This is a genomic window from Solirubrobacter soli DSM 22325 (genome assembly GCF_000423665.1).
In the GTDB taxonomy this organism is placed as follows: domain Bacteria; phylum Actinomycetota; class Thermoleophilia; order Solirubrobacterales; family Solirubrobacteraceae; genus Solirubrobacter; species Solirubrobacter soli.
The window spans coordinates 577159-603909 of record NZ_KE384071.1 but is presented as its reverse complement, the minus strand read 5'-3'; the positions used below and the strand labels follow the sequence as shown (position 1 = coordinate 603909).

The 26751-nt window shown below is 71.8% G+C and carries 23 protein-coding genes; 13 read left to right on the top strand and 10 right to left on the bottom strand.

Annotation, left to right across the window (positions count from 1 at the left end; genetic code table 11):
* The first annotated feature begins 44 nt into the window (after window positions 1-44).
* The 3 genes from G569_RS0138660 (at window position 45) to G569_RS0138650 (ending at window position 2518) form a co-directional block, all read left to right on the top strand.
* Window positions 45-701: an HAD family hydrolase gene (locus G569_RS0138660; RefSeq protein WP_028067368.1), complete on the top strand. Its 657-nt coding sequence runs from the start codon at window positions 45-47 to the stop codon at window positions 699-701.
* 118 nt (window positions 702-819) lie between these two features.
* Window positions 820-1827 carry an NAD-dependent epimerase/dehydratase family protein gene (locus G569_RS0138655; RefSeq protein WP_169542345.1) on the top strand — a complete coding sequence of 336 codons (1008 nt, stop codon included), beginning with the start codon at window positions 820-822 and terminating at the stop codon, window positions 1825-1827.
* Complete coding sequence (locus G569_RS0138650) at window positions 1814-2518, top strand: PIG-L deacetylase family protein (RefSeq protein ID WP_306765388.1); 705 nt, start codon at window positions 1814-1816, stop codon at window positions 2516-2518. The genes G569_RS0138655 and G569_RS0138650 overlap by 14 nt, the downstream gene beginning before the upstream one ends.
* Here the strand turns inward: G569_RS0138650 and G569_RS0138645 are convergent.
* The 6 genes from G569_RS0138645 to G569_RS55265 all read right to left on the bottom strand — a co-directional run bounded on the left by G569_RS0138645 (window position 2501) and on the right by G569_RS55265 (window position 9436).
* Window positions 2501-3454 (bottom strand): glycosyltransferase family 2 protein, encoded by a 954-nt coding sequence (locus G569_RS0138645; RefSeq protein WP_028067365.1) that lies wholly within the window; start codon window positions 3452-3454, stop codon window positions 2501-2503. The genes G569_RS0138650 and G569_RS0138645 overlap by 18 nt on opposite strands.
* Before the next feature lie 11 nt (window positions 3455-3465).
* Entirely contained in the window at window positions 3466-4266 is an 801-nt protein-coding gene (locus G569_RS0138640; RefSeq protein WP_028067364.1) for a PhzF family phenazine biosynthesis protein, read from the bottom strand.
* Window positions 4267-4275: 9 nt separating this feature from the next.
* Window positions 4276-5505 (bottom strand): low temperature requirement protein A, encoded by a 1230-nt coding sequence (locus G569_RS0138635; protein ID WP_037501929.1) that lies wholly within the window; start codon window positions 5503-5505, stop codon window positions 4276-4278.
* Window positions 5506-5517: 12 nt separating this feature from the next.
* Window positions 5518-6585 carry a tetratricopeptide repeat protein gene (locus tag G569_RS0138630; protein ID WP_028067362.1) on the bottom strand — a complete coding sequence of 356 codons (1068 nt, stop codon included), beginning with the start codon at window positions 6583-6585 and terminating at the stop codon, window positions 5518-5520.
* 223 nt (window positions 6586-6808) lie between these two features.
* Window positions 6809-8479 carry a calcium-binding protein gene (locus G569_RS55270; protein WP_053227648.1) on the bottom strand — a complete coding sequence of 557 codons (1671 nt, stop codon included), beginning with the start codon at window positions 8477-8479 and terminating at the stop codon, window positions 6809-6811.
* 147 nt (window positions 8480-8626) lie between these two features.
* Complete coding sequence (locus G569_RS55265; RefSeq protein WP_053227660.1) at window positions 8627-9436, bottom strand: class I SAM-dependent methyltransferase; 810 nt, start codon at window positions 9434-9436, stop codon at window positions 8627-8629.
* Window positions 9437-9505: 69 nt separating this feature from the next.
* On the opposite strand from G569_RS55265, the gene G569_RS0138615 reads away from it, so the two are divergent.
* Genes G569_RS0138615 through G569_RS0138600 form a run of 4 tightly spaced genes read left to right on the top strand, consistent with a single transcriptional unit; the run spans window position 9506 to window position 13596 of the window.
* The gene (locus tag G569_RS0138615) at window positions 9506-10069 is read left to right on the top strand and encodes a TetR/AcrR family transcriptional regulator (protein ID WP_028067361.1); all 564 of its coding nucleotides are present in this window, start codon (window positions 9506-9508) and stop codon (window positions 10067-10069) included.
* Between the two features lie 2 nt (window positions 10070-10071).
* On the top strand, window positions 10072-11307 hold the full coding sequence (locus G569_RS0138610) for a Gfo/Idh/MocA family protein (protein WP_037501925.1): 1236 nt from the start codon (window positions 10072-10074) through the stop codon (window positions 11305-11307).
* Window positions 11308-11328: 21 nt separating this feature from the next.
* Window positions 11329-12231 carry a hypothetical protein gene (locus G569_RS55260; RefSeq protein WP_053227647.1) on the top strand — a complete coding sequence of 301 codons (903 nt, stop codon included), beginning with the start codon at window positions 11329-11331 and terminating at the stop codon, window positions 12229-12231.
* 30 nt (window positions 12232-12261) lie between these two features.
* On the top strand, window positions 12262-13596 hold the full coding sequence (locus tag G569_RS0138600; protein ID WP_028067359.1) for a hypothetical protein: 1335 nt from the start codon (window positions 12262-12264) through the stop codon (window positions 13594-13596).
* Here G569_RS0138600 and G569_RS0138595 read toward each other — a convergent pair whose 3' ends face one another.
* The 4 genes from G569_RS0138595 to G569_RS0138580 all read right to left on the bottom strand — a co-directional run bounded on the left by G569_RS0138595 (window position 13597) and on the right by G569_RS0138580 (window position 17798).
* Window positions 13597-15624 carry a PKD domain-containing protein gene (locus G569_RS0138595; protein ID WP_211233198.1) on the bottom strand — a complete coding sequence of 676 codons (2028 nt, stop codon included), beginning with the start codon at window positions 15622-15624 and terminating at the stop codon, window positions 13597-13599.
* A 46-nt stretch (window positions 15625-15670) separates the two neighbouring features.
* A complete protein-coding gene (locus tag G569_RS0138590) occupies window positions 15671-16843 on the bottom strand; it encodes an RNA polymerase sigma factor (RefSeq protein ID WP_245602679.1) in 1173 nt (390 codons plus the stop codon).
* Window positions 16840-17247, bottom strand: coding sequence for a YciI family protein (locus G569_RS0138585; protein ID WP_028067356.1), 408 nt, complete (start codon window positions 17245-17247; stop codon window positions 16840-16842). The genes G569_RS0138590 and G569_RS0138585 overlap by 4 nt, the downstream gene beginning before the upstream one ends.
* A 125-nt stretch (window positions 17248-17372) precedes the next feature.
* Complete coding sequence (locus G569_RS0138580) at window positions 17373-17798, bottom strand: carbohydrate-binding protein (RefSeq protein ID WP_028067355.1); 426 nt, start codon at window positions 17796-17798, stop codon at window positions 17373-17375.
* Window positions 17799-17961: 163 nt separating this feature from the next.
* Between G569_RS0138580 and G569_RS55255 the strand changes: the two genes are divergently transcribed.
* From G569_RS55255 to G569_RS0138545, 6 genes are all read left to right on the top strand, one after another.
* Window positions 17962-21003: a reprolysin-like metallopeptidase gene (locus G569_RS55255; protein WP_053227646.1), complete on the top strand. Its 3042-nt coding sequence runs from the start codon at window positions 17962-17964 to the stop codon at window positions 21001-21003.
* A 439-nt stretch (window positions 21004-21442) separates the two neighbouring features.
* Complete coding sequence (locus G569_RS55250; RefSeq protein ID WP_053227645.1) at window positions 21443-22033, top strand: CAP domain-containing protein; 591 nt, start codon at window positions 21443-21445, stop codon at window positions 22031-22033.
* A complete protein-coding gene (locus G569_RS0138565; protein ID WP_157592601.1) occupies window positions 22030-23442 on the top strand; it encodes a hypothetical protein in 1413 nt (470 codons plus the stop codon). The genes G569_RS55250 and G569_RS0138565 overlap by 4 nt, the downstream gene beginning before the upstream one ends.
* Complete coding sequence (locus G569_RS0138560) at window positions 23439-23774, top strand: hypothetical protein (protein ID WP_157592600.1); 336 nt, start codon at window positions 23439-23441, stop codon at window positions 23772-23774. The genes G569_RS0138565 and G569_RS0138560 overlap by 4 nt, the downstream gene beginning before the upstream one ends.
* Window positions 23775-24202: 428 nt before the next feature.
* Window positions 24203-24985 (top strand): molybdenum cofactor guanylyltransferase, encoded by a 783-nt coding sequence (gene mobA / locus G569_RS55245; RefSeq protein WP_053227644.1) that lies wholly within the window; start codon window positions 24203-24205, stop codon window positions 24983-24985.
* A 26-nt stretch (window positions 24986-25011) separates the two neighbouring features.
* Window positions 25012-26751: an aldehyde ferredoxin oxidoreductase family protein gene (locus G569_RS0138545; RefSeq protein ID WP_028067350.1), complete on the top strand. Its 1740-nt coding sequence runs from the start codon at window positions 25012-25014 to the stop codon at window positions 26749-26751.

Genomic DNA, 26751 nt, shown 5'->3' with positions numbered 1-26751 from the left:
GGGGATGTCAAAGGCGAGGCGCCCGCGGCCGATTACAGAGGTCGATGGACGCGCGGTACGTCATCTTCGACCTCGACGACACGCTGGTGCACTCGGACGCGGTGCGCAAGGCGTTCACGGTGGTCGCGGATCATTACGGGATCGCGCGTGAGCTCCTGGCGGCGACGCTGGACGGCCTTCCGGGGCGGCCCGCGCGGGAGATCTTCGACGCGCTCGGCCTCAACGCCCGCGCCGCGATCGCCGCCACCTCGCGCTTCCTGAAGGTCCTCGACGAGTTCAACCTGCACGCGCCGCCGGTCGCCTACCCGGACGCGGACACGACGCTGCGCGAGCTCGCGGCGCAGGGCGCGCAGCTGATGCTCTCGACCGGCAGCAGCCCGGAGCGGGCCAAGCGGGTCGTCGACCGTCATGGGTGGGACTTCACCGTGGTGCTCGGCTCCGACGACACCTGCAGCAAGGGCAACGCGCACTACGACCGCTTCAACGAGGCCACGCCGGAGGACGAGTGGACGCGCGCCGCGGTCACCGTCGGCGACAGCCCGCAGGACATGCGGCTCGGAGCGGATCACGGCGTGCCGGTGCGGATCGGCATCGACCGGGACGGCGATCCCCGCCCGCTCTACGACGCCGGCGCAACGCACGTTGTCAGCGCACTGGCAGACGTCCTGTCGATCGTGGCGTCAGTCAGAATTGCGGCCTAACGTGGGTGTACGCGTGCGGACCATCGGGGAGACCTCGAATGAGTGTCCAAACGCCATGCGAGCACATTGCCTTCTCACCTTGTTGGTGCTACGAAATAGCTAAATGGCGGGAGCACGGATGCAACGAGTGGTAGTCACGGGCGGGTTGGGCTTCATCGGCTCACACGTCGTGGATGCCTTGCTGGCGGCGGGCCGGCAGGTCACGATCATCGACTCGATGGTCGCCGCGGTCACGGATGGCCGCGAGTACGAGCACGTGGCGGCGGTTCACCGCGTGTCGATTCACGAGTACCTCCAGCAGGGCGGGACGTTCGCGGACACCGATCTGGTCGTCCACGCGGCGAGCCACGTCGGCCCGGCGGGGATCCTCCGCTACCAGGGCTCGCTCGGCGCGGACATCGTCGCCGTCACCCAGGAAGTGATCGAGGAGTGCGTCGCCCACGACGTCGCGCTCATCTCGTTCTCGAGCGCCGAGGTCTACGGCCGCAGCGGCATGCTCGCCGAGGGCGACGACATCATCGTCCCCACCCACTACAACGCCCGCCTCGAGTACGCGATCGCCAAGACGCTGACCGAGGCCGCGACGATCAACAGCCGTCATCGCGGGCTCAGGGGTTTCGTCATCCGCCCGTTCAACGTCGTCGGCCCGCGCCAGTCGCGCGCGGGTGGCTTCGTGATGCCGACCTTCGTCCAGCAGGCCCTCGCCGGCCGCCCGCTGACCGTCTTCGCCGGCGGCGGCCAGGAGCGCGCGTTCCTCAGCGCGTCCGACCTCGCCCGCTTCATCACCGACCACGCGGACGCGGCGTTCGACTCGCAGAAGCCCATCTTCAACGTCGGCAACCCGCTCAACACGATCACCGTGTGGAACCTGGCGGAGCGGATCGTGCAGCGGCTCGCGAGCGCGAGCGCGATCGAGCACACCGACGCCCGCCTGATCCACGGCCCGCTCTACGAGGAGGCCGAGTCGATCCAGAAGCTGCCCGTCCTGGACGCGGCCGCCTCGGTCGGTTGGGCGCCCGCGATCACCCTCGACGAGCTGATCGACGAGACCGCCCTCTACTACCGCGTGCGCGACGACGCCCGCGAGGCCCAAGCGGTTCCGCTCGACCCGGGTGTTCGGGTCTAACCTCCCGAAATCCGCGGTCGTCCTCGCGCCGCACGCGGACGATGAGGCCATGGGCTGCTCCGGGCTCATGGCCAAGCTCGCCGAGCAGGGCTCGCGCATCCACGTGGTCTACCTCGCCGTCGACGGGTTCCACCACTACGGGGTCGACGGCGAGACGACGCTCCAGCAGCGCATCGACGAGATCGACGACGTCATCAGCCTGTTCGGCGTCAACACGACGTACGAGATCGCCTACAAGGGCCAGGACCTGATCGAGAAGCTCGACACGCTTCCGCGCCGCGAGCTCGTCGACCGCTTCGAGAAGGTCCTGATCGAGCACAAGCCTGAGCTGCTCCTGCTCCCCGCGCTGCCCGACTACGACCAGGACCACCAGGCCGTCTTCTACGCCGCGCACGCCGCCGCGCGGCCGATCGCCCAGCAGTTCGGCAATCACCTCACGCCGAACGTCCTCGCGTACGAGATGACGAAGATCCAGTGGGCGGCCGAGCCGCTCCCGCGCTTCGCCGCCTTCACCGACATCACGGACCACATCGACATCAAGCTCGAGTCCGTTCGCCGCTACAAGACGATGCTGCGCCCCACCCCGCACATCCGCAGCCTCGACAGCGTGCGCGCGCTGGCGACGATCCGCGGCGCGGAGATCGGCGTCACGTACGCCGAGGCGTTCGCGGTCCTACGCGCGACCTTTTAGCCGGTCGACCCAGCGCTGCCCGACGAGGCTGCCCGCCAGCAGCCCCCACGCCGTCGGCTCGCGCAGCAGCGACGGCTCGCGCCGCGCGGCGCTCCCCAGCCCGCGGAACGTGGGGACGAAGTGCCGCTCCGGCAGCGTCCGCTCACGCACGCGGTAGACCATCTCGATGCGCATCCCGCGGTCGGCCAACCGCACCCAGTCGCGCCGCCCCTCGGCCTGCTCGACCTTGACGCGGTGCACCTCGCGCATCATCCGCTCGGCCTGCATGTAGCCGTGGTCGGTGACGTCGCTCAGCCCCGACGTGAAGCTCTTGCCATGCACGCGATAGGCGCACAGCGTCTCGTCGAGCCACGCGATGTCCCATGACTTCGCCATCCGCAGCCAGAACGCGAAGTCGAACGGCGGGTGGTCGCGCTGGCGGAAGCCGTCGGCCGGCACCGCCGAGCGCCGGATCAGCGCCGTTGACGTGCAGACGCGCGAGCCGTGCAGCATCGAGCGCTCGATGAACACCGAGCCGGGCTCGAGCGGCGGTGACGGCGTGCCGAGCCAGTCCTCGGACGCCACCAACACGTCCCCCGCGGCGTCGATCAGCGAGAACCGCGAGTGCACCATCCCCGCGCTCGGGTAGCGGTCGAGCGCGGCCACCGTGCGTTCGACCAACGACGGTGCCGCGACGTCGTCGTCGCCGAGTTGGATCACGTACTCGGTCCGCGCCCCCAGCAGCGACCGCGTGAAGTTCCCGACGATCCCGGCGTTGTCCTCGTAGCGGACGTACTTCAGCCGCGGGTCGTCGAACTGCGCGACGACGCGCTCGACCGAGTCGTCCGGCGTCGCGTCGTCATGCACCTCGACGGCGATGTCCGTGAACGTCTGCGCGAGCGCGGACGCGATCGTCTCGCCCAGCCATTGCGTGCGCGCATAGCTGGGGATCTGCACCGTGACGCGGGTCAGAGCTCGACCTCGCCCGAGACGCAGGTGACGGTCCCGCCCGCGACCCAGATCTCGCCGTCGGACTGCGACACGAACACGCGCCCCGCACGCCCGAGCGCGGTCCCCTGGTGGGCGAGGTACGGCGCGGCCACCCGCCCGCTCTCGAGCAGCCAACCCGCCAGCGACGCGTTCAGCGAGCCGGTGACCGGGTCCTCGACCGTCGAGCCGTCCTTCGGGAAGAACGCCCGCACCTCGAGCACGCCGTCGTCATGGAACCCGGCGACGCCCACGTCGAGGTCGACGAAGCCGGGCCGCAGCGCCAGCACCTCCTCGGCCGAGCGCAGCAGGACCGCCACCCACCCGGGTCCGTTGTCCGCCCACGACGCGTCGACGATGTCGGCCCGCTCGATCCGCAGCACCGACGCCACGTGCTCGATCAGCAGCTCCTCGACCGGCCCGCTGCGCAGCAGCGGCGGGGCCGCGAACGCGAGCCCATGCTCGGTGCGGCGGATCTCGATCAGCCCCGAGCCGCACTCCTGCACGACGCGGTCGGCCGAGCGCCCGCCGAGCCAGGCGTGGCAGGTGCCGAGGGTCGGATGCCCGGCAAACGGCAGCTCGCTGACCGGGGTGAAGATCCGCACGCGATAGTCGGCGATCTCGGAGGGCAGGACGAACGTCGTCTCGGACAGGTTCGTCCAGTGCGCGAAGCGCTGCATCTGCTCCGTGGTGAGCCCGTCGGCGTCGAGCACGACGGCGACGGGGTTCCCCCGATAGGGCGTCGACGTGAAGACGTCGACCTGGGCGAAAGGACGCGGCACGACGCCCAATTACAGCCGTTCGACCGCCTCGGCGACGTGCCGGTGGCCGACGGTCTCATAGCCGACGATCGTCACCACGGGCGCCAACATCAGCACGAGCAGGCAGACCGCCACGCTCGCGCCCGCCGCCGCCAGCACGACGGTGAGCACGAACACCGCCGCCGTCAGGCCGAGCAGGAGCAGGTGGAACGGATCCGCGGTCCGCGCGAGCACGGAATAGAGCACGTAGAGCGCGAGCGTGTAGAGCGCCACCGGGAGCGTCACGCTGAGCACGACGCCGACGTCGGAGATCTCCGCCTCGCCCTCCAACGCGAACGCCGCGACGTGCACGCCGGCGCCGAGCGCCGCGAGCGAGCCGAAGATCAGGAAGTGCCCGTGGGCGAAGCGGAAGATGCGGTCGCGGTTGCGCACGGTCTCGTACCACGGCAGCGCGAAGTACACCCACCAGCAGCCGAACGCGAGCCCGACGCCCGCGACCGCGAGCAGCGCCGCGTCGAGCGTCCAGCCGTGCTCGCCGTGCACGAGCGCGTTGAGCGCCGCGACCGTGCCGATGATCACCTCGCCCAGCGTGATGATCACCAGCAGCCCGTAGCGCTCGACGATGTGCTCGACGTGCCACGGGGTCTGGGCCTTGCGCTCGGCGATGTACGGCCCGGCGAGCTCGATCACGAACAGCGGGACCATCAGCGCGAACGTCGTCACGATCGGCAGGTCGACGAACACGAGCGCGATCCACCCGAGCTGCGCCACACCGATCGTGGTCATGTAGGTCCGCGCGGCGACCGCGTGCGGCGGGTCGTGACGCGACACCTGCCACCAAAGGAACAGCGCCGCCACCCGCATCACCACGTAGCCCGACACCATCACGCCGTTGTCGAGCGTCCCCCCGTGGTCGATCGACTCGAACATCTGCGGCAAGCCGAGCGAGAGCACGATCACGCCCACCATCTGCACCATCGTCGCCAGCCGGAACAGCCAGTCGTCGGTGTCATAGGCGGACGCGAACCACGAGTAGTTCACCCACGCCCAGATCACCGCGAAGCAGGCGAAGGCGAAGCCGCCGACCCCTTCCCACGCGTGCCCGTCGGCGATGAAGTGGGCGAGCTCGTCGGCCGCGGTGCCGAAGGCGACGACGATCGTCAGGTCGAAGAGCAGCTCCAGCGGGGTGGAGGCGCGGTGCTCCTCCTCGGGGTCACGCCCGCTGAAGCGGCGGCGACCGTGAGCGATCGGTGCGGGCATACGCCCGGAAGGCTACGTGGGCGGCTTGATCTCCGTCCCCGCCGGCCCTTCGCGCAACCGCTGGATCCGCGCGCGCACCTTCCCCGCGTCCTTGGCCTTCGGGTCCAGCGCGAGGTAGCGCTCGTAGGCCTGCACCGCGGCGTCGGCGTTGCCGAGCTTGTCCAGCGCCGCCGCCTGGTTGTAGACGAACGCCGGGAACGGCTGGTGGTCGTATGCGTGGACGAAGCAGTCGTAGGCGCGCTTGAAGTCGCCGAGCCGGTAGGCGACCGCGCCCCGGTCGTACCACTCGTGCGCACTCGTCGCGCCCGGCGCCTGGCTCGCCTCGTCCTCCGGGTCCATCAGCGAGTCCTCGGTCTTCGCGGGAACCTGCCCGCGGAGCGCCTGGATCTTCGCGATGACCTCCGCGGCGTCCTTGGCCTCAGGGTCTTCGATCAGGTAGTGCTCGTACGCGTTGGCAGCGGCCGCGGGGTGCCCGCCCTTCTCCAGCGCCGAGCCCTCGTTGTAGATGAACGCGGCGAGCGGCTCGAGCGCGAACGCGCGGCGGAAGCACTCGGCGGCGCGGGCGTAGCGCTTGGCCATGAACGCCGATTGGCCGCGGTCGAACCAGGCGATCGCGCCGTCCCTGCCCTTGGCGACGATCGCGGGCTCGTCGTCGTCCTCGCCCTCGGGGATCATCTCGCCGCGCAGCTTGCGGATGCGCGCCTTGATCTTGGCGACGTCGCTCGTCAGCGGGCCGTTGGCGAGGTAGCGCTCGTACATCGCGGCGGCCTCGTCGTTGCGGCCCATCCGCTCCAGGCACGTCGCCTGGTCGTGGAGGAGCGTCGAGATCGGGTTCAGCTTGTAGGCCTCGGCGAACGCCTCGAGCGCCTTCTGGAAGCGGCCGGCGTTGTAGTGGGCGAGGCCGCGCTCATGCCACTGCTGCATCCCCGTCACGCCGGGTGCGGTGATCGGCTGTTCCTCCGCCACCTCACGCTGCAAACGCCGCGCGAGGGCGGCGTTCGAGAGCTCCGGCACCGGCTCCTGCGGGCGCGGCGTCGGAACGGTCTGCTCGTCGGGTCGGCGCTGGACGAGGGTGCGCATCGTCCACCGACGCTACGGGTGCGCTCCCGATTCGACAATCGGGAGCGCACCCCGAACTTCAGGAGTCTGTTGACGAATGGTCGGTCCGACCGATGTGGTGCAGCCGCCAGTGGCTCGGGACGCACGCGCTCGCGATGCGGCCTTCTAGGCCGTGAGCAGCGTGGGCGGCGCGAGGCGCTGCGGATGTGCCGCAGCGGGCGAACCGGTATTCGTCAGCAGGCTCCTAGACGGCGCGGGTCAGCTGCGACATCTTCGCGCGCGGCAGCTTGAACGTCTCGCCCGAGTTCTGCAGCACGACCTTGCCGTTGACGGTCTTGGCGTGTTGGTTCAGCCAGGACTGACCGGCCGTCTTGGCCGCCGCGACCTTGTCGGTCGTGGCGCGGAGCTGGATGACGACGTTGCCGCCGGCCCCGCCGTCGATGACGTCCTGGCCGGCGCCGCCGATGATGACGTCGTCGCCGTCGTTGCCGTTGAGCGTGTCGTTGCCGGCGCCGCCGAGGATGACGTCGTCGCCCGCCCCGCCGTTGACGGTCAGCAGGAGCGCGTTCGCCGGGAGGCTGGAGGCGTCCACGACGTCGTCGCCGGCGAGGGCGTTGACCGTGACGCGGTCGATGCCCGCGATGCCGCCGTTGACGGTCACCAGGGACGCGAGGCCGAGCACCTGCGTGGTGGTCGCGTTGCCCGCGACGACGGCGACGTCGTCGCCATTGGTGGCGTTGGTGATCACGTTGTCCGCGGCACCGTCATTGCCGCCGAGGTCTGAGACGACGTTCGTGACGTCGGTGCCGGAGAGGTCGTTGACGGTGAGCGTGTCCGCGCCGCCGAGCGCCTTGACGTCGACGGTCTCGACGTCATTGAGGTCCATCACGATGTTCGCGACGTCACGCGTGAAGCGCACGCGGCCGCCGTTGGCGGAGACGTCGAAGCGCTCGTTGATGTTGGCGCCGTTGAACAGCATGCGGTCGGTGCCGTCCTGGCCCTCGACGATGTCTGAGCCGTCGCCCGGATCCCACTGGAACGTGTCGTCGCCGGCGCCCATCAGGGCGGTGTCGTTGCCCTGGTTGCCGTCGATGAAGTCGTTGCCGTCGCCGCCGAGCAGGAAGTCGACGCCGTTGGAGCCGAGCAGGGTGTCGTTGCCGGTACCACCGTCGACGGTGATCTTGATCAGCGCGGCGAGGTTGCCGGTCGCCGAGAACTGGTCGTCGCCGCCGTTGGCGTTGACCGTGAGCTGCTCGGAGGTGCCGATGTCGATCGAGAACGGCGCCGGGTTGACCCGGTCGAAGCGCACCCGCGTCCCGTTGGCCGTGGTCGTGAACTGCTCGGCGCCGTTGCCGCCGTTGACCTCGACCGTGTCGGTACCGTCGCCGCCCTCGTTGAGGTCGGTGTCGTCGCCCGGGTTCCAGATCATCCGGTCGTTGCCGCTCTGGCCGAAGACCTGGTCGTCCGCGTCGCCGCCGGTCAGCGTGTCGTTGTCGTTGCCGCCGAACAGGAAGTCGTTGCCGCCCTTGCCGAGCAGCGTGTCATTGCCCGCCTGCCCGAAGAGCTGGTCGTTACCGGAGCCGCCGGTGAGGACGTCGTTGCCGGCTCCACCGAAGAGGTTCGCCTTCGGCAGCGCGCCGTTGACCTCGCTGAGCGAGAGCGTGTCGTTGCCGTCGAGCCCGAAGACCTGCATCAGCGTCGTGTTGGCCACGGTCGGCGTGCCGCCGATCACGGCCACGGCACCGCCGTTGACGAGGATCTGGCCCGCCGCGTTGCGCGACAGCTGGATGTTGTTGTCGAGGGCGTCGCCGGTGACGCTCAGCGTGCCGTTGCTGAACGTCGCCGTCACCGCCGCGCTCGCGGACGCGGTCGAGACCGCCGCGAAGCCGGCGACCAGCACCGTACCCGCGAGCATGCCGCGGCCAATCGAACGTCGTGGATTCATTCGTGCTCCTGGAAGTCGCTCGAGCCGCCCGGGGGAAGGCCCTCCGTCAGGGGTCACGGGAGGGTGCGGCGGGGGCTCGTCATGGGGTTTCCCCCTGTTTGACGCCCGGCCCGGCCCTCACATTCCAGAGCGTTGCGTGTGCGCCACGTCACACACGGCCTGGATGAGCCGCGCGCGGTTCTCGGCGAGGTTGCGTCCGAGGTTCGCCGCCTTGGTCGGGAAGTCCGGGAGGAACACGTGCAGGCCGAGCGGCGGTTGGTCGCGGGCGAAGAGCTCGCGCATCGCCGCTCCGGCCGGTTCGGTGAGGTCGTTGAAGTGGGTGGGCGCGAAGCCCGCGTCGGTGAGCAGCGCGTTGAGCTGCTCGGGGGTGACGAGGTGGCTCTGCTCGGGGGCCGTCGCCCACGGCACGGGCAGGTGGATCGGGCCGCCTGGGCCGGCGGTCACGTCCCAGAGCGCGAGCCGCCCACCGGGTGCGAGGACGCGGCGCGCCTCGGCGTAGAGCCGGTGCTTGTCCGCGATGTTCATCTGGACGTGCTGGCTGAAGATCACGTCGAAGGACGCGTCCTCGAACGGGAGTGCGGTCACGTCGGCGGTGCGGACGTCGATCCTGTCGCCGAGGCCGACCGCGTCGTTGAGCCACGCGGCGACGTCGCAGTACTCGGGCGTGATGTCGACGGCGGTGACGTGGGCGCCGCGCTCGGCGGCGATCAGCCGCGCGGTTCCGCCGATGCCCGTGCCGGCGTCGAGCACGCGGTCGCTCGCGCTGACCTGCGCGAGCTCGACGAGCGCGACCGTGGCGAGCCGGCCGAGGCTGTGGAAGTCCTCGAGCAGGGCGAGGTCGGACGGTTGCAGCGTCTCGAGCCGGTTGCCCAAGGCGCGCTCGATGTCGGCGCGGGCGCGGCCGGTGGCGTACGGGATGGTCGTCATGTGCGTCTCCTTGTGGACACTGTCCACTATACGCACCGATGTGGACGCTGTCCACTATGCTTCGCGCGAATGCCAGGAGAAGGGCGCAAAGGTCCGCGGCCGCGTGGCACGGTTCGGTCCGCGCTGGTCGACGCCGGCGTCGAACTGGCGCGCTCGGGCGGCCCGGACGCGGTCGTGCTGCGCGAGGTGACCCGCATGGTCGGCGTCGTCCCGAACGCCGCCTACCGCCATTTCGCGGACCGCGATGCGCTCCTCGCCGCGGTCCGCGACGAGGCGATCGGCATGCTCGCGGAGCGTATGAGCCGCGCGGGCGCTCCGCTGGAGCTCCAGGCGGTCGGCGACGCCTACCTGGAGTTCGCGCGCACCGAGCCGGGTCTCTTCGACACGGCATTCGCGGCACCCGACCATCCGGCGCGCGCGACGCCGCTGGAGTACCTGCGAGCGGCTCTCGACCACCTCGTCGACGCGGGCGTCCTCGCGGCGGACCGGCGCCCGGACATCGAGTACCCGATCTGGGCCGCCGTCCACGGGCTCGCGGTCCTGCTCCGCGGTCCACTGCAATCGCTTCCGGACGCCGAGAAGACGCGCCTCGAACAGGACACGCTCGCCTTCATCGGCGCGGCGGTCACGTAGCCATGCCCGTCACCCTGTTGATCGTCGGTGCCGGATCGCGCGGGAGCGCGTTCGCCGACTACGCGCGCCGCCATCCCGACGAGGCGGAGGTGGTCGCGGTCGCGGAGCCGCGCGAGGCGTACCGCTCGCGGCACGCCGTCGAGCACCGCTTCGCGGACTGGCGCGAAGCGCTGGCGCGACCGAAGCTCGCCGACGCCGTCGTCATCGCGACGCCCGACCGCGATCACACCGAGCCGGCGATCGCGTGCGCAGACGCCGGCTACGCGCTACTGATCGAGAAGCCGCTGGCGACGAGCGAGGAGGACTGCGCGCGGATCGTCGAAGCCGTCGAGCGGGCGGGCGTCGTCGCCGCGGTCGCCCACGTGTTGCGCTACACGGCCTACACGCGCTTGGTGAAGCGGGTCCTCGACAGCGGCGCGATCGGCGAGATCGTCAGCATCGAGCACCTCGAGCCCGTCGGCTTCTGGCATCAGGCGCACTCCTACGTGCGCGGGAACTGGCGTCGCGAGGCCGACGCCGCGCCGATGCTGCTGGCCAAGTGCTGCCATGACCTCGACTGGCTGTCGTACCTGGTCGGCCGCCGCTGCGTCGCCGTGTCCTCCTTCGGCGGGCTGATGCACTTCCGCCGCGAGGAGCGCCCGGCGGGAGCGGGAGACCGTTGCGTGGCGTGTGACATCGAGCCGGCGTGCGCGTACTCCGCGAAGCGGCTCTACCTCGAACGGGGCGTGACGGACTGGCCGGTCGACGTCGTCGCCTGGCCGCCGACGCGCGAGAACATCGCCCGCGCGCTTCGCGACGGACCGTACGGCCGCTGCGTGTGGGCGTGCGACAACGACGTCGTCGACCACCAGGTCGTCTCGCTGCAGTACGAGAACGGCGCCACCGCGACGCTCACGATGACCGGCTTCACCCGCATGCGCGACCGCGAGACCCGCATCTTCGGCACCCGCGGGGAACTTCGCGGCGACGGCAACATGGTCGAGGTCTACGACTTCCTCACCGAGTCCACGACCCGCCACCACAGCGGCATCCACTCCGACGGCGAGATCCCCACGGGCCACGGCGGTGGCGACGACGGTGTCATGGCCGACTTCCTCGCCGCGGTCGCGGCCGGCGACCCGGCGATGATCCCCACCACGCCTCGGGAGACCCTCGAGTCCCACCGGATCGCCTTCGCCGCCGAGCAAGCCCGGCGCGAGCGCCGCGTCGTCACCCTCGCTTACGGTCCTGGCGAATGAAAACCGTTAGCGTTCCGCGCCATGAGCACGCGCCGCCCGGACGACGTCCGCGCCTGGCTCGCCGGCGAGCCCTCGCTGGACGCGCTCAAGGAGGCGTTTCCGGAGGATTGGTCCACGGTCCAGCACGACCTCGCGGCCGTCGTCCCACGCGGGCCGCGCGCACTCGGCGAGTACGTCCAGTCGACGAGCGCCGCCAATCGACGCGAACGCCGCGGCCGCGACGCGCATAGCGACGTCCGGCACCGGATGGCGGTGCTCGCCGCGCGCAGCCTCAGCCTGGCCGCCGCCACCGGCGTCACGGACGGGCACGTGCGCTTGAACCGCATCAACGGCACCATCGCCCAGTGGCTGCTGTTCGAGCAGGGACTGGTGCGCAAGCCGGTGGCGCTCCGCCGCTTCCGCCTGCTCTGGCCGCTGCTCTGGCAACGCCGCTTCCTGATGCCGCTCGTCGCCCCGAAGGGCATCTACTGCTTCTACTCCAAGCCGCTGATCGAGCGGATGGCGGCGCTGATCGGCGACCGCGAGTGCGTCGAGATCGCCGCCGGCGACGGGACGCTCACGCGCTTCCTCGCCGCGGCCGGAGCGAGCATCGTCGCCACCGACGACCACAGCTGGAAGGACGTCGCGTTCCCCGACGCCGTGATCAAGGAGGACGCGCGCGAGTCGCTGCGGCGCCGCCGCCCGCGCGCCGTGGTGTGCTCCTGGCCGCCCGCCGGCAACGCCTTCGAGCGCGAGGTCTTCAGCACCGACAGCGTCGAGCTCTACGTCGTGGTCTCCAGCCGGCACCGCTTCGCCGCGGGCGACGGGGACGCGTACGAGGCGCAGGAGACGTTCGCGATGACGCACGACGAGGAGCTCAGCCGCCTCGTCCTCCCGCCTGAGCTCGAGGCCGCGGTCTACGTGTTCCGGCGCGTCGGAGCGTAATGCGGGACGCCCCGAGCGGGTTGTCCCTTCATGCGTTTCCTCCTCCCCGCGATCGTCGCCCTGCTCGTCCTGCCCGCCGCCGCCCAGGCGCGTTGGGAGCCCGTCACTGACGCCGGCGCGTCCAACACCGACGAGGTCGGGCTCGCCCGCACGCCCGACGGCCGCCTGCACGTCGCGTGGCGTCGCCAACCCGACGCGACGAGCTACGAGCTCAACCACACGATCATCTCGCCCGGCGGCGTCGTCGACGGTGGCGGGCAGCTGCTGGCCCAGGGGTGGGCGGGCATCGGCAGCCCGACGCTCGTGCGCACGGCGAGCGGCCAGCTGCAGCTCTACGCGGCCGCGCAGCGCTCGATCGACGCCGCGGACCCGATCCAGAGCCTCGCCCGCTGGACCTCGGACGACGACGGGGACAGCTGGGAGCTGACGCCGGGCGATGTCGCGACCGGCGCGGGCTTCGCCGACCCGGTGGGCGGCGCCGTCGGCGCGGACGGCGCGACCCCCTACGTCGCCTGGGGCACGACCTACGGCCTGTTCGTGCACCGCGGCGCCGACCCCTCGACGCCGGCCGCGAACCTCCAAGGCGCGGACTGCTGCGGCTACGAGCCGAGCCTCGCACTCAGCGGCAGTGTCCTCGACGCCGCCTGGTACAGCAACGCGAGCGGCCGCGAAGGGGTCTGGGCGCAGGCGATCGACCAGGCCACGGGCGCGCCGAGCGGCTCCGCCATGCGCATGCCCGGCACGGCCGACAGCGTGGCGCCCGACCAGCGCATCGGCCTCGCCGCCACCGCCTCCGGCGTCTTCGCGGCGTACCCCGGCGGCGGCCCGGGGGCGAGAACGCTGCTCGTCTGGCGCGTCGGCGCGGGCGCGAAGACCGTCGCCAAGGACGTCGAAGGCCTGCGTGTCCCCGCGATCAGCACCACGCCCGACGGTCGCCTCTGGGTGACCTGGACCGCTCGCGGGCGGGTCTTCGCGCGGCGCTCGGACCGCACGGACACGCGCTGGGGCGCGACCACCTCGATCCCCGTGCTGCCCGGCACGGCGACCGTCTACAAGCTCGCGGCGAACGCGCAGGCGGGCGTCCTCGACGTGCTGGCGGGCTTCGAGCCGACCGGCGGCCGCGGCGTGCAGACCTTCTACAGCCGGCTGCGCCCCGGCCTGTCGCTCGCGGCCAGGCGTGCTCACGGCAAGGTCGAGCTCACGGTCACCGACGCCGGCGACCCGGTGGCGGGCGCGCGGGTGACGCTCGCCGGCCGGCATGGGGTGACCGACGCCGCGGGCACGGCGACGATCACGACACGGCACTCGGGCCGCGCGTCGGCGACCAAGGCGGGCTACGTGCGTGCGACGTCGCGTGTCCGCTGATCAGCAGGCCGTCGCCTTCTTGGCTCCAGGGGCGGTGCAGCGCGTGCTCTTCCGCGGGTCTCTGTGCTTGATCATCGTGTAGCTGATCGTCCGCGTGATGAAGCCCGGCCGGCTGGCGGTGACGGTCAGCACCGCCTTGGGCTTGAGCTCCATGCCCTTCACGTACTTGGTCAGCGTGAGCGTGGCACCGTGCTTGCCGATCGTCCGCGTCGCCGACTTGCGGCAGCCCTTGTGCTTGCCCGTGCACGCGAGGCGGACCGTCTCCTGGCCCGTCAGCCCCGTGATCACCAGCTTCGTCAGCCGCGTGTCGCCGTTCTTGAGGCGGTCCCAGCTCAAGCCGCTGACGTCCAGGATGTTCTGCGGACCGCTGGGCGTGGCGGGTGTCGCCGGGGCCGGCGGGCCGGGGACCACGACGACCGGCGCCGGGCCGACGGCGATCGTCGTGCTCGCGGACGTGTGGTTCCCGGCCTGGTCGGTGGCGGTGACGGTCACCGTGTAGGTACCGGGCGCCGCATAGACGTGCTGCACGGTGGGGCCGTCCGCGCCGGAGCCGTCGCCGAAGTCGAAGTGGATCGCCGGGCTGGACATCCGGTCGCTCGCGGCCGCGGACATGCCGACCGCCTGCGTCGCCGTGGCGGCGGCGGGAACGCCGACCGCGTCAAGCATCGGCGGCACGGGGTCGAACGCGGCGACCTGCGCGCTGTAGGTGTCCGACGTGTCGCCGGAGTCGACGCGCTGCCAGACCGCGAAGGCGTTGCCCTGATCGTCGATTGCCACGTTCGGCGAGCGGTAGAAGAGGCGCCCGCCGGTGGGGGACGACGTCGCCACCGGGGTCACGCCGCCGAGCTCGGCCGCGCCCGTGCGGCGCGCGGCGAAGACCGCGTCGCTGCCGTTGGACTCGGCGACCCACACGGCGATCGCGTCGCCGTTGGCGCCCGAGCCGACCGCATGGTCTCCCGTGTCCGTCGAACCCGACAACGGCTTCGGGACCGAGAAGCCACCGAGGCCCGTGCGGACCGAGGAGAGGATCTGCCCCGTCCCGCGATCGATCCACGTCGCCGCCATGTTGCCCGCGTCATCGAGCGAGAACGCCGGCCGCCCGGAGGAGTCGGTCGCGATCGACAGCTTCGCGGCCGCGGTCCAGACCCCCGACGCGAACGGGGCGCTCCGGTCCGCGAAGGCGACGTTCGCGACCAGGTCGTTCCCCGGCCCTGACGCGTCCCACAGCGCGGTGACCCGTCCCGCGGGCGTCATCGCGATCGCGGTGTTGCAGGGGGAGAAGGCGTTCGTCGCCGAGCGCGCCTCGCCGTTGACCGGGGCGAAGGCCGCCGCGCCGGCCGCCTTCGTCGCCGTCTCGACGATGTAGTTGCCGCCGGTCGTGCGTCGCGTCCAGATCGCGGCCGCGTCGCCCGCCGCGTCCATGGCGACGTGGGTGCCCGGGCAGCGCGTGCTGCCGTCATTGATCGACAGCGGCAGCATCGCGCCGAAGCTCGCCGCCCGCGGCGCGCGGACGGCGGCCTGGACCTGCAGCGCGGACCCGGCGAGATGCGCCCACCACGCCACGACCGCCGCGCCGTTGTCGCCGACGGCCAGGCTGATGTCGAACCCGCTCGCCGGCGACAGCGGCCCGTTCACCGCGCCCCAGTCACCGCCGACTGGCCGGAAGCGTGTCTCGACGCCGCCCGCGTCGACGTACGCGAGCGTCGCGTTCCCCTGCCGGTCCACCGCGATCTGCGGATCGCTCGCATCGGCTCCGGCGGGAGAGAGGTCGCGCACCGCCCCGAACCCACCGCCGGCGCTGTGCTGCGCGACCCCGACGCGGGTGTGCGCGCCGTCGAAGTGCGCGACGGCCACGAACGCCGTCCCGTCGCGCGCCATCGCCACGGCGGGACCGTCGATCGCGTGCCCCGGCGCGTTCACGACGAGGTCCGGCAGTCCCGTCCACGCCGCGGACGCCGTCCCCGCACCAGCACCCGCGACCCCGACGGCCGCCATCAACGCCGCCAACACCCGTCGCCTGCCAGTCATCGCCCGACTCTCTCAGGGCGAACGCGAACAGGAGATGAGACGCGCGTCAGCGATGTGCCGCGCGTGCGCGGGCGGCCTGGCGGATCAGGTGGTCGCGCTCGGCGACGTCGGTGGCCCGGTGCGCGGCCTCCGCGTACGCGTCGCCGGCGGCCGGCAGGTCGCCCGCGAGCTCGTGCAGGTGGCCGCGGACGGCATACCAGCGGTGGCGGTCGCCGAGCACCTCGCGCAGCCGATCGGTCTCGAACAGCCCCGCCGCGGGGCCGGTGACGTGGCCGACCGCGACCGCGCGGCCGAGCACGGCCGCGGGGTCCTGGCGCACGGGGTCGTCGCTGAGGGCGACGAGGTCGTCGTACCAGGCGAGGATCTGCGGCCAGTCGGTCTCCTCGGCGGTGGCCGCGTCGTCGTGCAGGGCGGCGATCGCGGCCTCGATCTGGTAGCGACCATGTCTTTGCAGGGCCAGCGCCGACTGCAGCACGCGCACGCCCTCGGCGATCTCGCGCGTGTCCCACAGGTCACGGTCCTGCCGGTCGAGCGTGACGATGCGACCCGCTGAATCCAACCGCGCGGGGAGGCGGGCGTGGTTGAGGAGCATCATCGCGAGCAGCCCGCGCGCCTCCGGCTCCTCGGTTTCGAGCGTGAGTTGGCGGGCGAGCCGGATCGCCTCGACCGCCAGGTCCACGCGGCCGGCGTGGCCGGCCGTGTAGATGAGGTACAGCACGCGCAGCACGACGGCGAGGTCTCCGGGCTGGTCCAGCCGGCGCCCGCGCACGGTGCGCTTGGCCCGGCTGATCCGCTGCGCCATCGTCGCCTCCGGGACGTAGAACGCGTCGGCGATCTCGCGGGTGGTGAGGCCGCCGACCGCGCGGAGGGTCAGCGCGACCTGCGAGGCGGGCGCGAGGTCCGGGTGGCAGCAGCAGAAGAGCAGGAAGAGCGTGTCGTCGCCCGCCTCATCGCTCTCGACCGGCTGCGGCTCCGCGTGCGTCGCCTCCTCGCGGCGGTGGCGGGCGACCTCGCTGCGGCGGGCGTCGACGAGCCGCCGCGTCGCGACCGTCACCAGCCACGCGCGCGGATCGCGCGGCGGGTGCTCGGGCCACACCCGCAACGCCTCCAGCAACGCCTCCTGCAGCGCGTCCTCGGCCTCGTCGAAGTCCTCGCCCCGCCGGACCAGGCCCGCGAGCACCCTCGGGGCGAGGTCCCGCAGCGCGCGCTCGTCGATCACGTCCGCGGGCGCTCCCACATGACCTCCCGGACGTCGATCCACTCGTACAACGGCTCCCCGCCCGGGCCGGGCTCGGAGGAGACGTACGCCGCGAGCTCGACCGCCCGCTCGTACGAGTCGACGTCGATGATCCACCACCCGGCGATCAGGTCGCTGGTCTCGGGGTGCGGGCCGTCGGTGGTGACCGGCGCGGCGTCCGGGCCGCCGTAGCGCACGAACGTCTGCGCCGGCGCGAGCGCCTGTGCGTCGACGTATTCGCCGTTGGACTCGAGCAGCTCGCTGACGTGGTTCTGGAAGGCCATGTGCGCCTCGACGTCCTCCGGCGCCCACTGGTCCATCGGCGGCACGGAACGGTGCGGCTCCGGCCCACCGCGGTAACGCTTGAGGAGCAGGTACTTCGGCATCGGGTCTCTCCTGGTGTCGTGGGCCGCGTCTGTCGAGGCCCTTCACCTGGTGAGCGGAGCCGGCCGGCGGTTCTCGACATGCAATCACTCCGGGGGCGCCTCGCGGCGCCCCCGGGGATCGCGGTTCAGGTCCCGATGCCCGCTCCGTTGAACTCCGCCCAGTTGAGGTTGAACAGGTTGCCGCCGGTCGACCCGCCGGTGACCGAGCGGAACACGAGGAAGAGCTCGTGCCGGCCGCTCAGCGCGATCGGGAAGGTCTGGCTCGTCCAGGTGGAGGTGCCGCCGGTCGAGACCAGGTTGGCGGTGGCGACGATCGGGCCGTCGACCGCGTCCTGATGGATCTCGATCGCGGCCAGCGGTGAGCCGGCGGTGCGGCCCGCCCCCGCGTCGGCGAACTCGACCTCCTGATGCTTCTGGCGCATCTGGTTCTGCCCGACCGTCGTCAGGGTCGGGACGCCGCCCGCGCCGCCGTGGTCGGTGACGGTGACCGTGTAGGGGATGTCATTCGCCGAAGGCGAACGTGCCGCCGTCGACCGGCGTCGTGACCGCATCGAGATGGCCGCGGGGCGCGCCCCGTTCCGTTGCGACGCCTGAGCTGAACGCCGTGCCGGCGCGTCCGCATGCGAACAGACACTTTGTCGGTTCGGCGGACGCGCGGCGCACGGGCGTTGCCACACCTGGCGTCCATTGGACCCGCGTGAGACGGTGGCGAGTATGCGCACGTCGATGCTCGCGGCCGTCGCCGGCCTGCTCGTGCTGCCGGTCACTGCGTCGGCGGCCAACCCGGCCGCGACATCGCGAGCGGCATGGAAGCGGGTCGCGCCCACGACCTTCACGCTCGATCAGCACGCGCTCGCCGACGTGCTCGAGCGGGGTCGGACGACCATCTCGGTGCCGTCGCCGGAAGGCGGTTTCGAGCGGTTCGCGGTGGCCGAGTCGCCGGTCATGGAGCCGGCGCTGGCGGCCGAACACCCGGAGATCAAGACGTACACGGCGCGCGGCCTCGACGACCCGTCGGCGACGGGGCGGCTCGACCTCACCCCGGTGGGCTTCCACGCGTCGGTGCGGTCGGCGTCGGGGACCTGGTACGTCGATCCGCGCGGGGGCCGGCACGTCGTGCACCGGCAGACCGCTGTGTCCGAGCGGCCGTTCGAGGAATCCGGCCCGGTCCAGCGCTTCGCCGCTCCGGCCGCCCCCGCGGGTGCGGCGGCGAACGAGCCGGTCGTCCTGCGCACGTACCGGCTGGCGCTGATCTCCGACCAGGACTATGCGACCGACACCGCGGGGACCACGACGGTGGCCAAAGCGGTCCTCGTCAACCGGCTCAACCAGATCTACGAGCAGGACCTCGCGATCCATTTGAACCTGGTGGCGGGCAACGACCAACTCAACCTCGACACCGACGCCCTGGCGATCCAGGGCGGCGGGCCGTGCGGCGCCGCGGCCTGCTACACGGCGGGGCAACTGGATGACTGCGACGGCGTGTCGCTCTCGCGCACCAACGCGGTGGCCGCCCGCGTCATCGGTCCGGCCAACTACGACATCGCCCACCTGGCCATGGGCGGCAACGGCGGCGGCCTCGCCGGCCTGGGCGTGGTCGGCACGCCGTTCAAGGGCAACGCGTGCACGGCGAGCACCACGCCCGAAGGCGACGCGTTCGACGTCGACTACGTCGCGCACGAGGTGGGACACCAGTTCGGCGGTGAGCACACCTTCGCCAGCCTGGTGTGCGCGGCCTATCTCGCGGGCACGCAGGCCGTCCGCGTCGAGCCCGGCGGCGGCTCCTCGGTCATGGCTTACGCGGGGATCTGCGGCGGTGACGACCTGCAGCCCCACTCGGACCCGTACTTCGCGCAGGCGACGATCGGGCAGATCGCGGCGCAGGCGCAACGCCCCGAGCTGGCGTTCGGGAGCTACCAGCAGGTCGCCCTGAACAACTTCGGCGCCGGCGACACGTTCACGATCACCTACAACGGCAACACGACCGCGGCGATCAACAACGGCGCCTCGGCGGGCACGATCCAGGCCGCGCTCCGGGGGCTCCCCGGCTTGGGCGGCGTGTTCGTCTCCAGCGCCTCCGACGGCGGCTTCACGATCGCCGCCGCCCCGGGCCTCGTCTCGCTCACCAACGTCAACGGCTTCGACGGCGGGTTCGTCGTCGAGACCTGGCCGGCGGGGACGTCGACGCGCTTCGGCGGCACGGCACAGACCACGGCGAACCGCTCGCCGGATGTCGCGGTCAGGGGCTCGGCGGCCTACACGATCCCCACCCGCACGCCGTTCGTGTTGGACGCGACCGGCACGGACCTCGACGGCGACACGCTCACCTACTCGTGGGAGCAGAACGACGGCGCGACCGCCGGGACCGCGCTCGTGAACGACGCCAGGTCCGACGGCCCGCTGTTCCGGGTCTTCGGCTCCGCGCCGCCCGTGGGTGAGAACGCCGTCACGACCACGACCTCGCGCTCGTTCCCGGACCTCGCCCAGGTGCGCAGCGACAACACCAACGCGGGGACCGGGACCTGCGCCGCCAACGTCGAGTGCCGCTCCGAGCTGCTCCCGACCAATTCGTGGGTCGGCCTCGCAGGGAGCCGGACGCTGCACTTCCGGGTCACCGCGCGCGACAACCATGCGGGGTTCGGCGGGACCAGCACGGCCGACGTCGCGCTGACCGTCGCTGCCGCGACCGGCCCGTTCCGGCTCACCTCGCAGGCCGCGAACGCGGGCGTCGGCGTGGGTGCCGCGCTGCCCGTCACGTGGGCGGTCAACGGGACCGACGCGCTCGCGCCGGCGGTGAAGATCAGCCTCTCCTTGGACGGCGGGCGAACCTTCTCGAAGGTGCTCGCCGCCTCCACCCCCAACGACGGCGCCGAGACCGTGACGATCCCGCGCGTCACCACGACTGCAGGCGTTTTGAGGATCGAAGCCGTCGGCAACGTCTTCTACGACGCCTCGCGCGGCACCTTGAGCGTGAACACGGGCTCGACGGTCGTCGTCAACGGCCCGGCGTCGGCGGACCTCGGCTTCGCGGACATCGGCGGCGTGGGTGCGCCGGTCACCCTGCTCTTCACGAGCGACGGCCCGGCTTCCCCGACCACCGGCGCGCTGACAGCGGGCGGCGCGGACGCCGGGGCGGTCCAGGTCCTGTCCGACCAGTGCAGCGGCCGCGCGCTCCCCGCGTACTCGGAGTGTGCCGTCAGCGTCCGGCTCGCGCCCGTCCATGGCGGCACGCAGTCGGCGACGCTCAGCCTCGCGAGCGACGATCCGAGCTCCCCGGCGACCGTTGCGTTGACCGGCACGGCCCCGGTTCCGGCCTCGCCGACGCCGACCCCGGTGCCGACGCCGACGCCCGTGCCGGTCGACCCGGCGGCGCGGGCCGCCGCACTGCTGGGGGTTGCGAGCCCATTCGCGGCCGGCTCCGCGGGCAACCTGCGCCTGTTCACCAAGTCCAAGTCGACCAAGCTCGGCAAGCCCAAGGCCGGCATGGTCCTCGCCGCCGCGGTCTGCGCGGGCGGCACGTGCTCCGGCAAGGCCACGGCGAAGCTCACGCTCACACCGCGCAAGGGCCGCAAGCGCAGCTACGCGTTCACTCTTGTCAAGTCGCTCAAGCTCGTGGACGGCGGTGGGGCCACGCTGACGCTCAAGCTGAGCCGCGCGGACCGCAACCGGATCGGCGCGGCACGTAAGGCCTCACTCACGCTGACGGTCACGAACGGAAGCGCCCGCGTCAGTCGCGGGTTCACGCTGACGACTTAGCGATGGGCGACGAGCCACCGCTCCCGTCCGGTTTGTGGTTAATCGATCGACTCGCAACAAAATGATCAGAATAGTCCTTTTAGTCAGGGAACCCACGCTACACTGGCGCCAGTATTAACTTCTGGAGCACGGTTGAGCCTCGCAGGCTCCTCGCACACTGGAGTCAATGCCGAGAGCGCTCAGCCGAGCGTTCGTCCTTGGCCCAGGGACTGGGCTCAATACAGCGTGCTCGCCAGGAGCGGTGCGCCATATGTCGGGCGGGGCCTGTGTAGGTCCGCCGCCTGCGTCCCGCGGCCCTTGACGTCCGGTTCGCTGAGTGCCGCTCCACCGGCACGCGAGCCCGACGTTTGCCCGTCGCTGCGAGCACCGGCTCGCAGCGAGCGGGAGGCGTCGCCTGTAGCGCTCCCTCCCCTCCGGCAAGTGATTGGAGACGGCTCCCATGAGCCCGTCGAACCCGACTCCCCTGCAGTTTCGTCTGCGCCTGTTCGCGACCGGCGCGGTGATCGGCGGCGTGCTGGCGCTCGTCAGCACCTCGCCGTCGTTTGCCGCCCCCTCGGTCGCGGCCGCCGAGTGCCCCAGCGTGAACGTCGCGCCCAGGGCTGCCAACGCCACCGAGATCCGCACCGGCGTCCTGTGCCTCATCAACGCCGAGCGTTCGCAGCGGGGCCTCGTGTCTCTGCGCGAGAACGTCAAGTTGCGCTCGGCCGCGGTCGCGCATTCCTCGGACATGGTCCGCAACGGCTACTTCGCCCACACGTCGCTGGACGGCGATACGTTCGTCGATCGGATCCTCGCCGCCGGGTACACGAGCCGCACAGCGGCCTGGTCGCTGGGAGAGAACCTGGCGTGGGGCACCGGCGACGTGAGCACGCCGCGCGGCATACATGACGCCTGGATGCGTTCCAGCGGTCATCGGGCCAACATCCTCAAGGCGGGTTACCGCGAGCTCGGTATCGGCGTGCGGCCAGGTGTCCCGAAGGACGCGGGTGTCGGCGCCACATACACGACCGACTTCGGCGTGAAGCTGTGAGGTTCCCCCTAGCGGGCAGCGCCGTCGTGATCGCGGCCGCGCTGGCGCTGCCGATCTTCGCGATGCCCGGCCATCGTCCGGACATCGCGATCCATCGCGACACGCGGTCTGAGCTGGCGAGCGTGCATCTGGCGGCGGCGGTCACCGTGGCTCAGAGCCAGGCGGATGGGCCGGACGGCCTGCCCGCGACCTGGTGCGGCGACGAGACCGCCGACGAAGGCACCCTCAACGCCTCCGCGCCGCAGACGGCGGCGCAATTGAAGGTCGTCTACGCGTACGCGGCCGACCGACCGGATCGCTTCGCCGGTTTCAAGGACGCGCTGCAGGCCGACGTCGCGATCACCGAGCGGTTTCTCAGCGCCCAGAGCGGTGGGACGAAGGCGCTGCGCTTTGACATGGGCACGCGCTGTGGACCCCAGTACGTCGATCTGCGCGTCGTCGCGCTGCCCGGTCCGCGGGCCGCCTACGCCGGGGACTTCGGCGCGATCACCGCGGCCGTCGGCCGCGCCATCGACACGACGCCGGGCCCGCGCGACACGCTGATCCTGGCCGACAGCCTCGCGCCTTCGGGTATCGAGTACGGGCTCGGCGAGACCGTCATGGGCGCAGCCGGCGAGCAACCCGGCGCGGCCAACGTCCACAATCGCGGAGGCCTGCGCTCGGTCCTGTTCACGCGCGACGGAGGCGCCGCGCCGGGCACCGCCCGCGGCGGTTGGTGGCCGGAAGGGTTCCTGCACGAGATCACTCACAACCTCGGGGGCGTGCAGTGGGGTGCGCCGCACTCCACCGCGCCCGCGACCGGCGTCGACCGCTCGCCTTACGGCCACTGCTGGCAGGGCGCCGACGTCATGTGTTACCTCGAGAACAGCGGCGCCGCGCATGCGATGCAGAACGACTGCGCCGTCTTCGCCGGCACGATCGACGAGAGCTACGACTGTGGCCGTGACGACTACTACAACCCCGCACCGGCCGACGGCTCCTATCTCGCGACGCACTGGAACACCTACGACTCGGCGTTCATGGCGGCCTGCGCGACGATCGCCCCTGCCTGCGGCGGAGGCGAACTGTGGGTCCCGGCTCCTCCCGTGGCGACCACAGCGCCCTCGATCGGCGGTCACGCACGCCGCGGCGCGACACTGCGGGGCGACGACGGGACCTGGCTCAATGCACCCGACGGCTACACGCGCACGTGGCAACGGCTGAGCGGCAACCGCTGGGTCAACGTCAGCGGCGCGTCGGACGCTCGCTACATCGCGACCACGCGGGACCTCGGACATCGTCTGCGCGTGGTCGTCGTCGCCGAGAACGCTGACGGCATCACCTCCTCCACCTCGGCTCCCACGGCCCCGATCGCCGCGCTCGCGATCACCCGCGCGGCCGCCGAACACAAGCACAGGAGCACCCGATGACCCTTGCCCTTGCAGCCAAGGTGGCGATCACGCCTCTGTTCGCTGCCGCACTCCTCGCGGTGTCCGCGCCCGCCCACGCCAGCACCACGAGCCCACTTCAACGACGGGCCAAACGACACCACCTACACGGCGCCTGGCACGCCGAAGACCCGGAACACGACGGCATCGCCAACCTCCGCGAGTACACCCTCAACACCCTTCCCCGACGCGCCGGCAGCGACCGCGACGGGCTCCGCGACGGCGACGAACCGCGCATCGCCAGCAGCCGCGAGCTCGCCGACCGCCACGGCGAACGCATCGTCACCGCGATCAACTTCGGACCCAGACGTTGACCGTTCCTCCCGCGACGTGGCATCGCGTCGACGTCACCGTCTCAGCCGCCCTCGCGCGCACCCGAGTCACCCTCCTCGGCGCCCTCGACAACCCGGCCATCGCGCTCATCGACGACGCGATCGAGCTCGCCGAAGCCAACGATCACACACTCACCTTCGACCTGAGCCAGATGTGCTCGATCACGCCGGATGCACTGGCCGTGTTGCTCGCCCGCGGCGCTGGCCCCTCGAGGGCGACTCCTGACGCCTCGACAACCGCGATCCACGCCTCACAAGGCAGGTCGCCGCGACGTTGACCACCTGAGGCCGCGACGCGAGCTGAACGCCGTCGGCGGAGCCTCGCCCATTCCAATAGCGACGATCGTGTCGCCGAGCGGCGCCGGAGACACGGGGGTGCACGAGCCGACGGGTTGGATACGCTCGCGGGGATGCCCGCCGGGATCGTGCTCGCGGGCGGCCGCTCGAGCCGCATGGGCACGCCGAAGGCGTGGCTGGACTGGCACGGCTCGACGCTGTTGCGGCGAACGTGCGGCGTCGTCGCACGAGGGGTGGACGGACCCGTCGTCGTCGTTCGGGCCCCCGGGCAGGAACTCCCCGAGCTGCCCGCCGGCGTTGAGGTGGTCGAGGACGCTCGTGAGGGTCAGGGTCCGTTGCAGGGGCTGCTCGCGGGGTTGGAGGCCGTCGATGGCGAGGTGGCGTTCGTGGCCTCGACCGACATGCCCTTCCTGCACCCGCGGTTCGTCGCCGCGGTCTGTGACGCGGCGCGGGGCGCGGACGCCGCGGTGCCGCACCTCGGCGGCTTCCGTCAGCCGCTCGCGGCGGCGTATCGGACGGCGCTCGTGCCGCTCGTAGCGGAGCTGGTGGCGGCCGACCGGATGAAGCCGGCGTTCCTGTTCGAACGGTGCGAGACCCGCTGGCTGGACGACCTCCCGCATGCCGAGAGCGTTCGGAACCTCAACACGCGCGAGGACTACGACGCCGCTCTCGGCGAGCCGGAGCCGCTCGTCCATGTCCGCTGCTTCGGTCCGCTTCGGCGTCCGCCCGCCGACGTGCGCGCGGCGACCCTTGGTGCGGCCGCCGCCGCGGTCGGCGTCGTCCTCGACGAGCATGTGCTGGCAGCGCTCAACGGCGATCAGATCGCCCGCGAGGCGCTCGAGCCGTTGGCCGAGGGCGACAGCGTCGCGTTCACGGCCGCCGACGCCGGAGGATGAGCGCGGCGGCGAGTAGAGTGGATCCGATGCCGCCCGGCGGCTACTTCGGAAGGGCACTGGTCGTCGACCTCGACGACGGAGGCAGCACGACACTCCCGCTCAGCGACGCGACCCTGCGCGCCACGCTCGGCGGTGTCGGGCTCGGGGCGCACCTGCTGTCCGGTCTCGCGCCCGCGGGTGTCGAGCCGCTCGCGCCCGCGGCGCCGATCGCGTTCGTGTTCTCGCCGCTGGTCGGCACACCGCTGACCACGAGCGCGAAGTTCGCCGTGGTGGCGAAGTCACCGCTGACGGATCGTCTCAACGACGCGCTCGCGTCGAGTCATTTCGCGATCGCGGGCAAGCTGACCGGCCACGACGCGATCGTCATCCGCGGCGCGCGCTCGACGCCTTCGGCGTTGATCGTGGACGGCGACGGGCCGCGCCTCGTCGACGCCGCCCACCTCTGGGGTCTGACGGCCGCGGAGGCCGAGGAACGGATGCGCGAGGAGCTCGGTCCCGCGTACCGGATCGCGGCGATCGGGCCGGCGGGCGAGCGCCTGGTCCGCTACGCGACCGTCTCCCACGACGGCCGCCATGCCGGCCGCGGGGGACTCGGCGCGGTCCTCGGCGCGAAAGGGTTGAAGGCGATCGCCGTGCGCGCCACGACGCGTTGCCCCGTCGCCGATCCGGCGGCGGTGCTCGCCGCCGCCAAGGATCTCCGCGCTCGCTCGTTCGGGCCGGCGACCGCGAAGTACCGCGACCTCGGCACGCTGTCGAACCTGCTCACGTTCAACGCGCTCTCGGCGCTGCCGGGCCAGAACTTCGGTACCGAGACCACGACGCTGGCGCTCGAGGACCGAGCCGCCGTGCGCGACAGTTGCGCATCCTGCTCGATCGGCTGCGAGCGGATCATGACGCTCAAAGACGGACGCTCCGCCCGCGTCGAGTACGAGAGCGCGTTCGCGCTCGGCCCGCTGGTCGGCATCGACGATCCGGACGACGTCCTGCAGGCGAGCGCGCGCTGCGACGAGCTCGGTCTGGACACGATCTCGACCGGCGGCACGATCGCGTGGGCGATGGAGGCGGGGGTCGCGGACTGGCTGCGCTTCGGCGACGCCGATGCCCTGCTTCGGGCGATCGAGCTGATCGGAGCGCGCGAAGGCGTCGGCGACCTGCTGGCGGAAGGATCGCGCCGGGCATCGGCCCGCTTCGGCCGCGAGGACCTGGCGATGCACGTCAAAGGTCTCGAGCTGCCCGGCTATGAGCCCCGCACGCTGCACGCGATGGCGCTCGGCCTGAGCGTCAACGCCCGCGGCGCCGACCACAACCGGTCGGGCGCCTACGAGGCGGACCTGTCGGGCGATCTGAACCGCTTGGACGGCGGGATGGCTCACGTCGCGGCGGCGATCGAGACCGAGGACCGCGCCGCCGCGATGGACTCGCTGATCCTCTGCAAGTTCTTGCGCGGCGTGTTCGCCGACCCGTGGACCGAGTGGGCCGCGCTCCTTGCCGCGGTGACCGGGTGGGACATCGACGCCGACGAGCTCCACGACACCGCCCGCGGCATCGTGGCCGCCAAGCATGCGTTCAACCGCCGCGAAGGATGGACGCGCGCGGAGGACACGCTTCCGGGCCGGCTCCTCGACGTGCCGCTCACGCTTCCGTCCGGCCGTGAGGCGGCGCTGAGCCGCGAGCGGCTGGAGGCGATGGTCGACGCCTATCACCGGACACGCGGATTGGACTTATCCGTCCGAGAGCGTGATCCTGCGGAGCAGCTATGGCCCTGA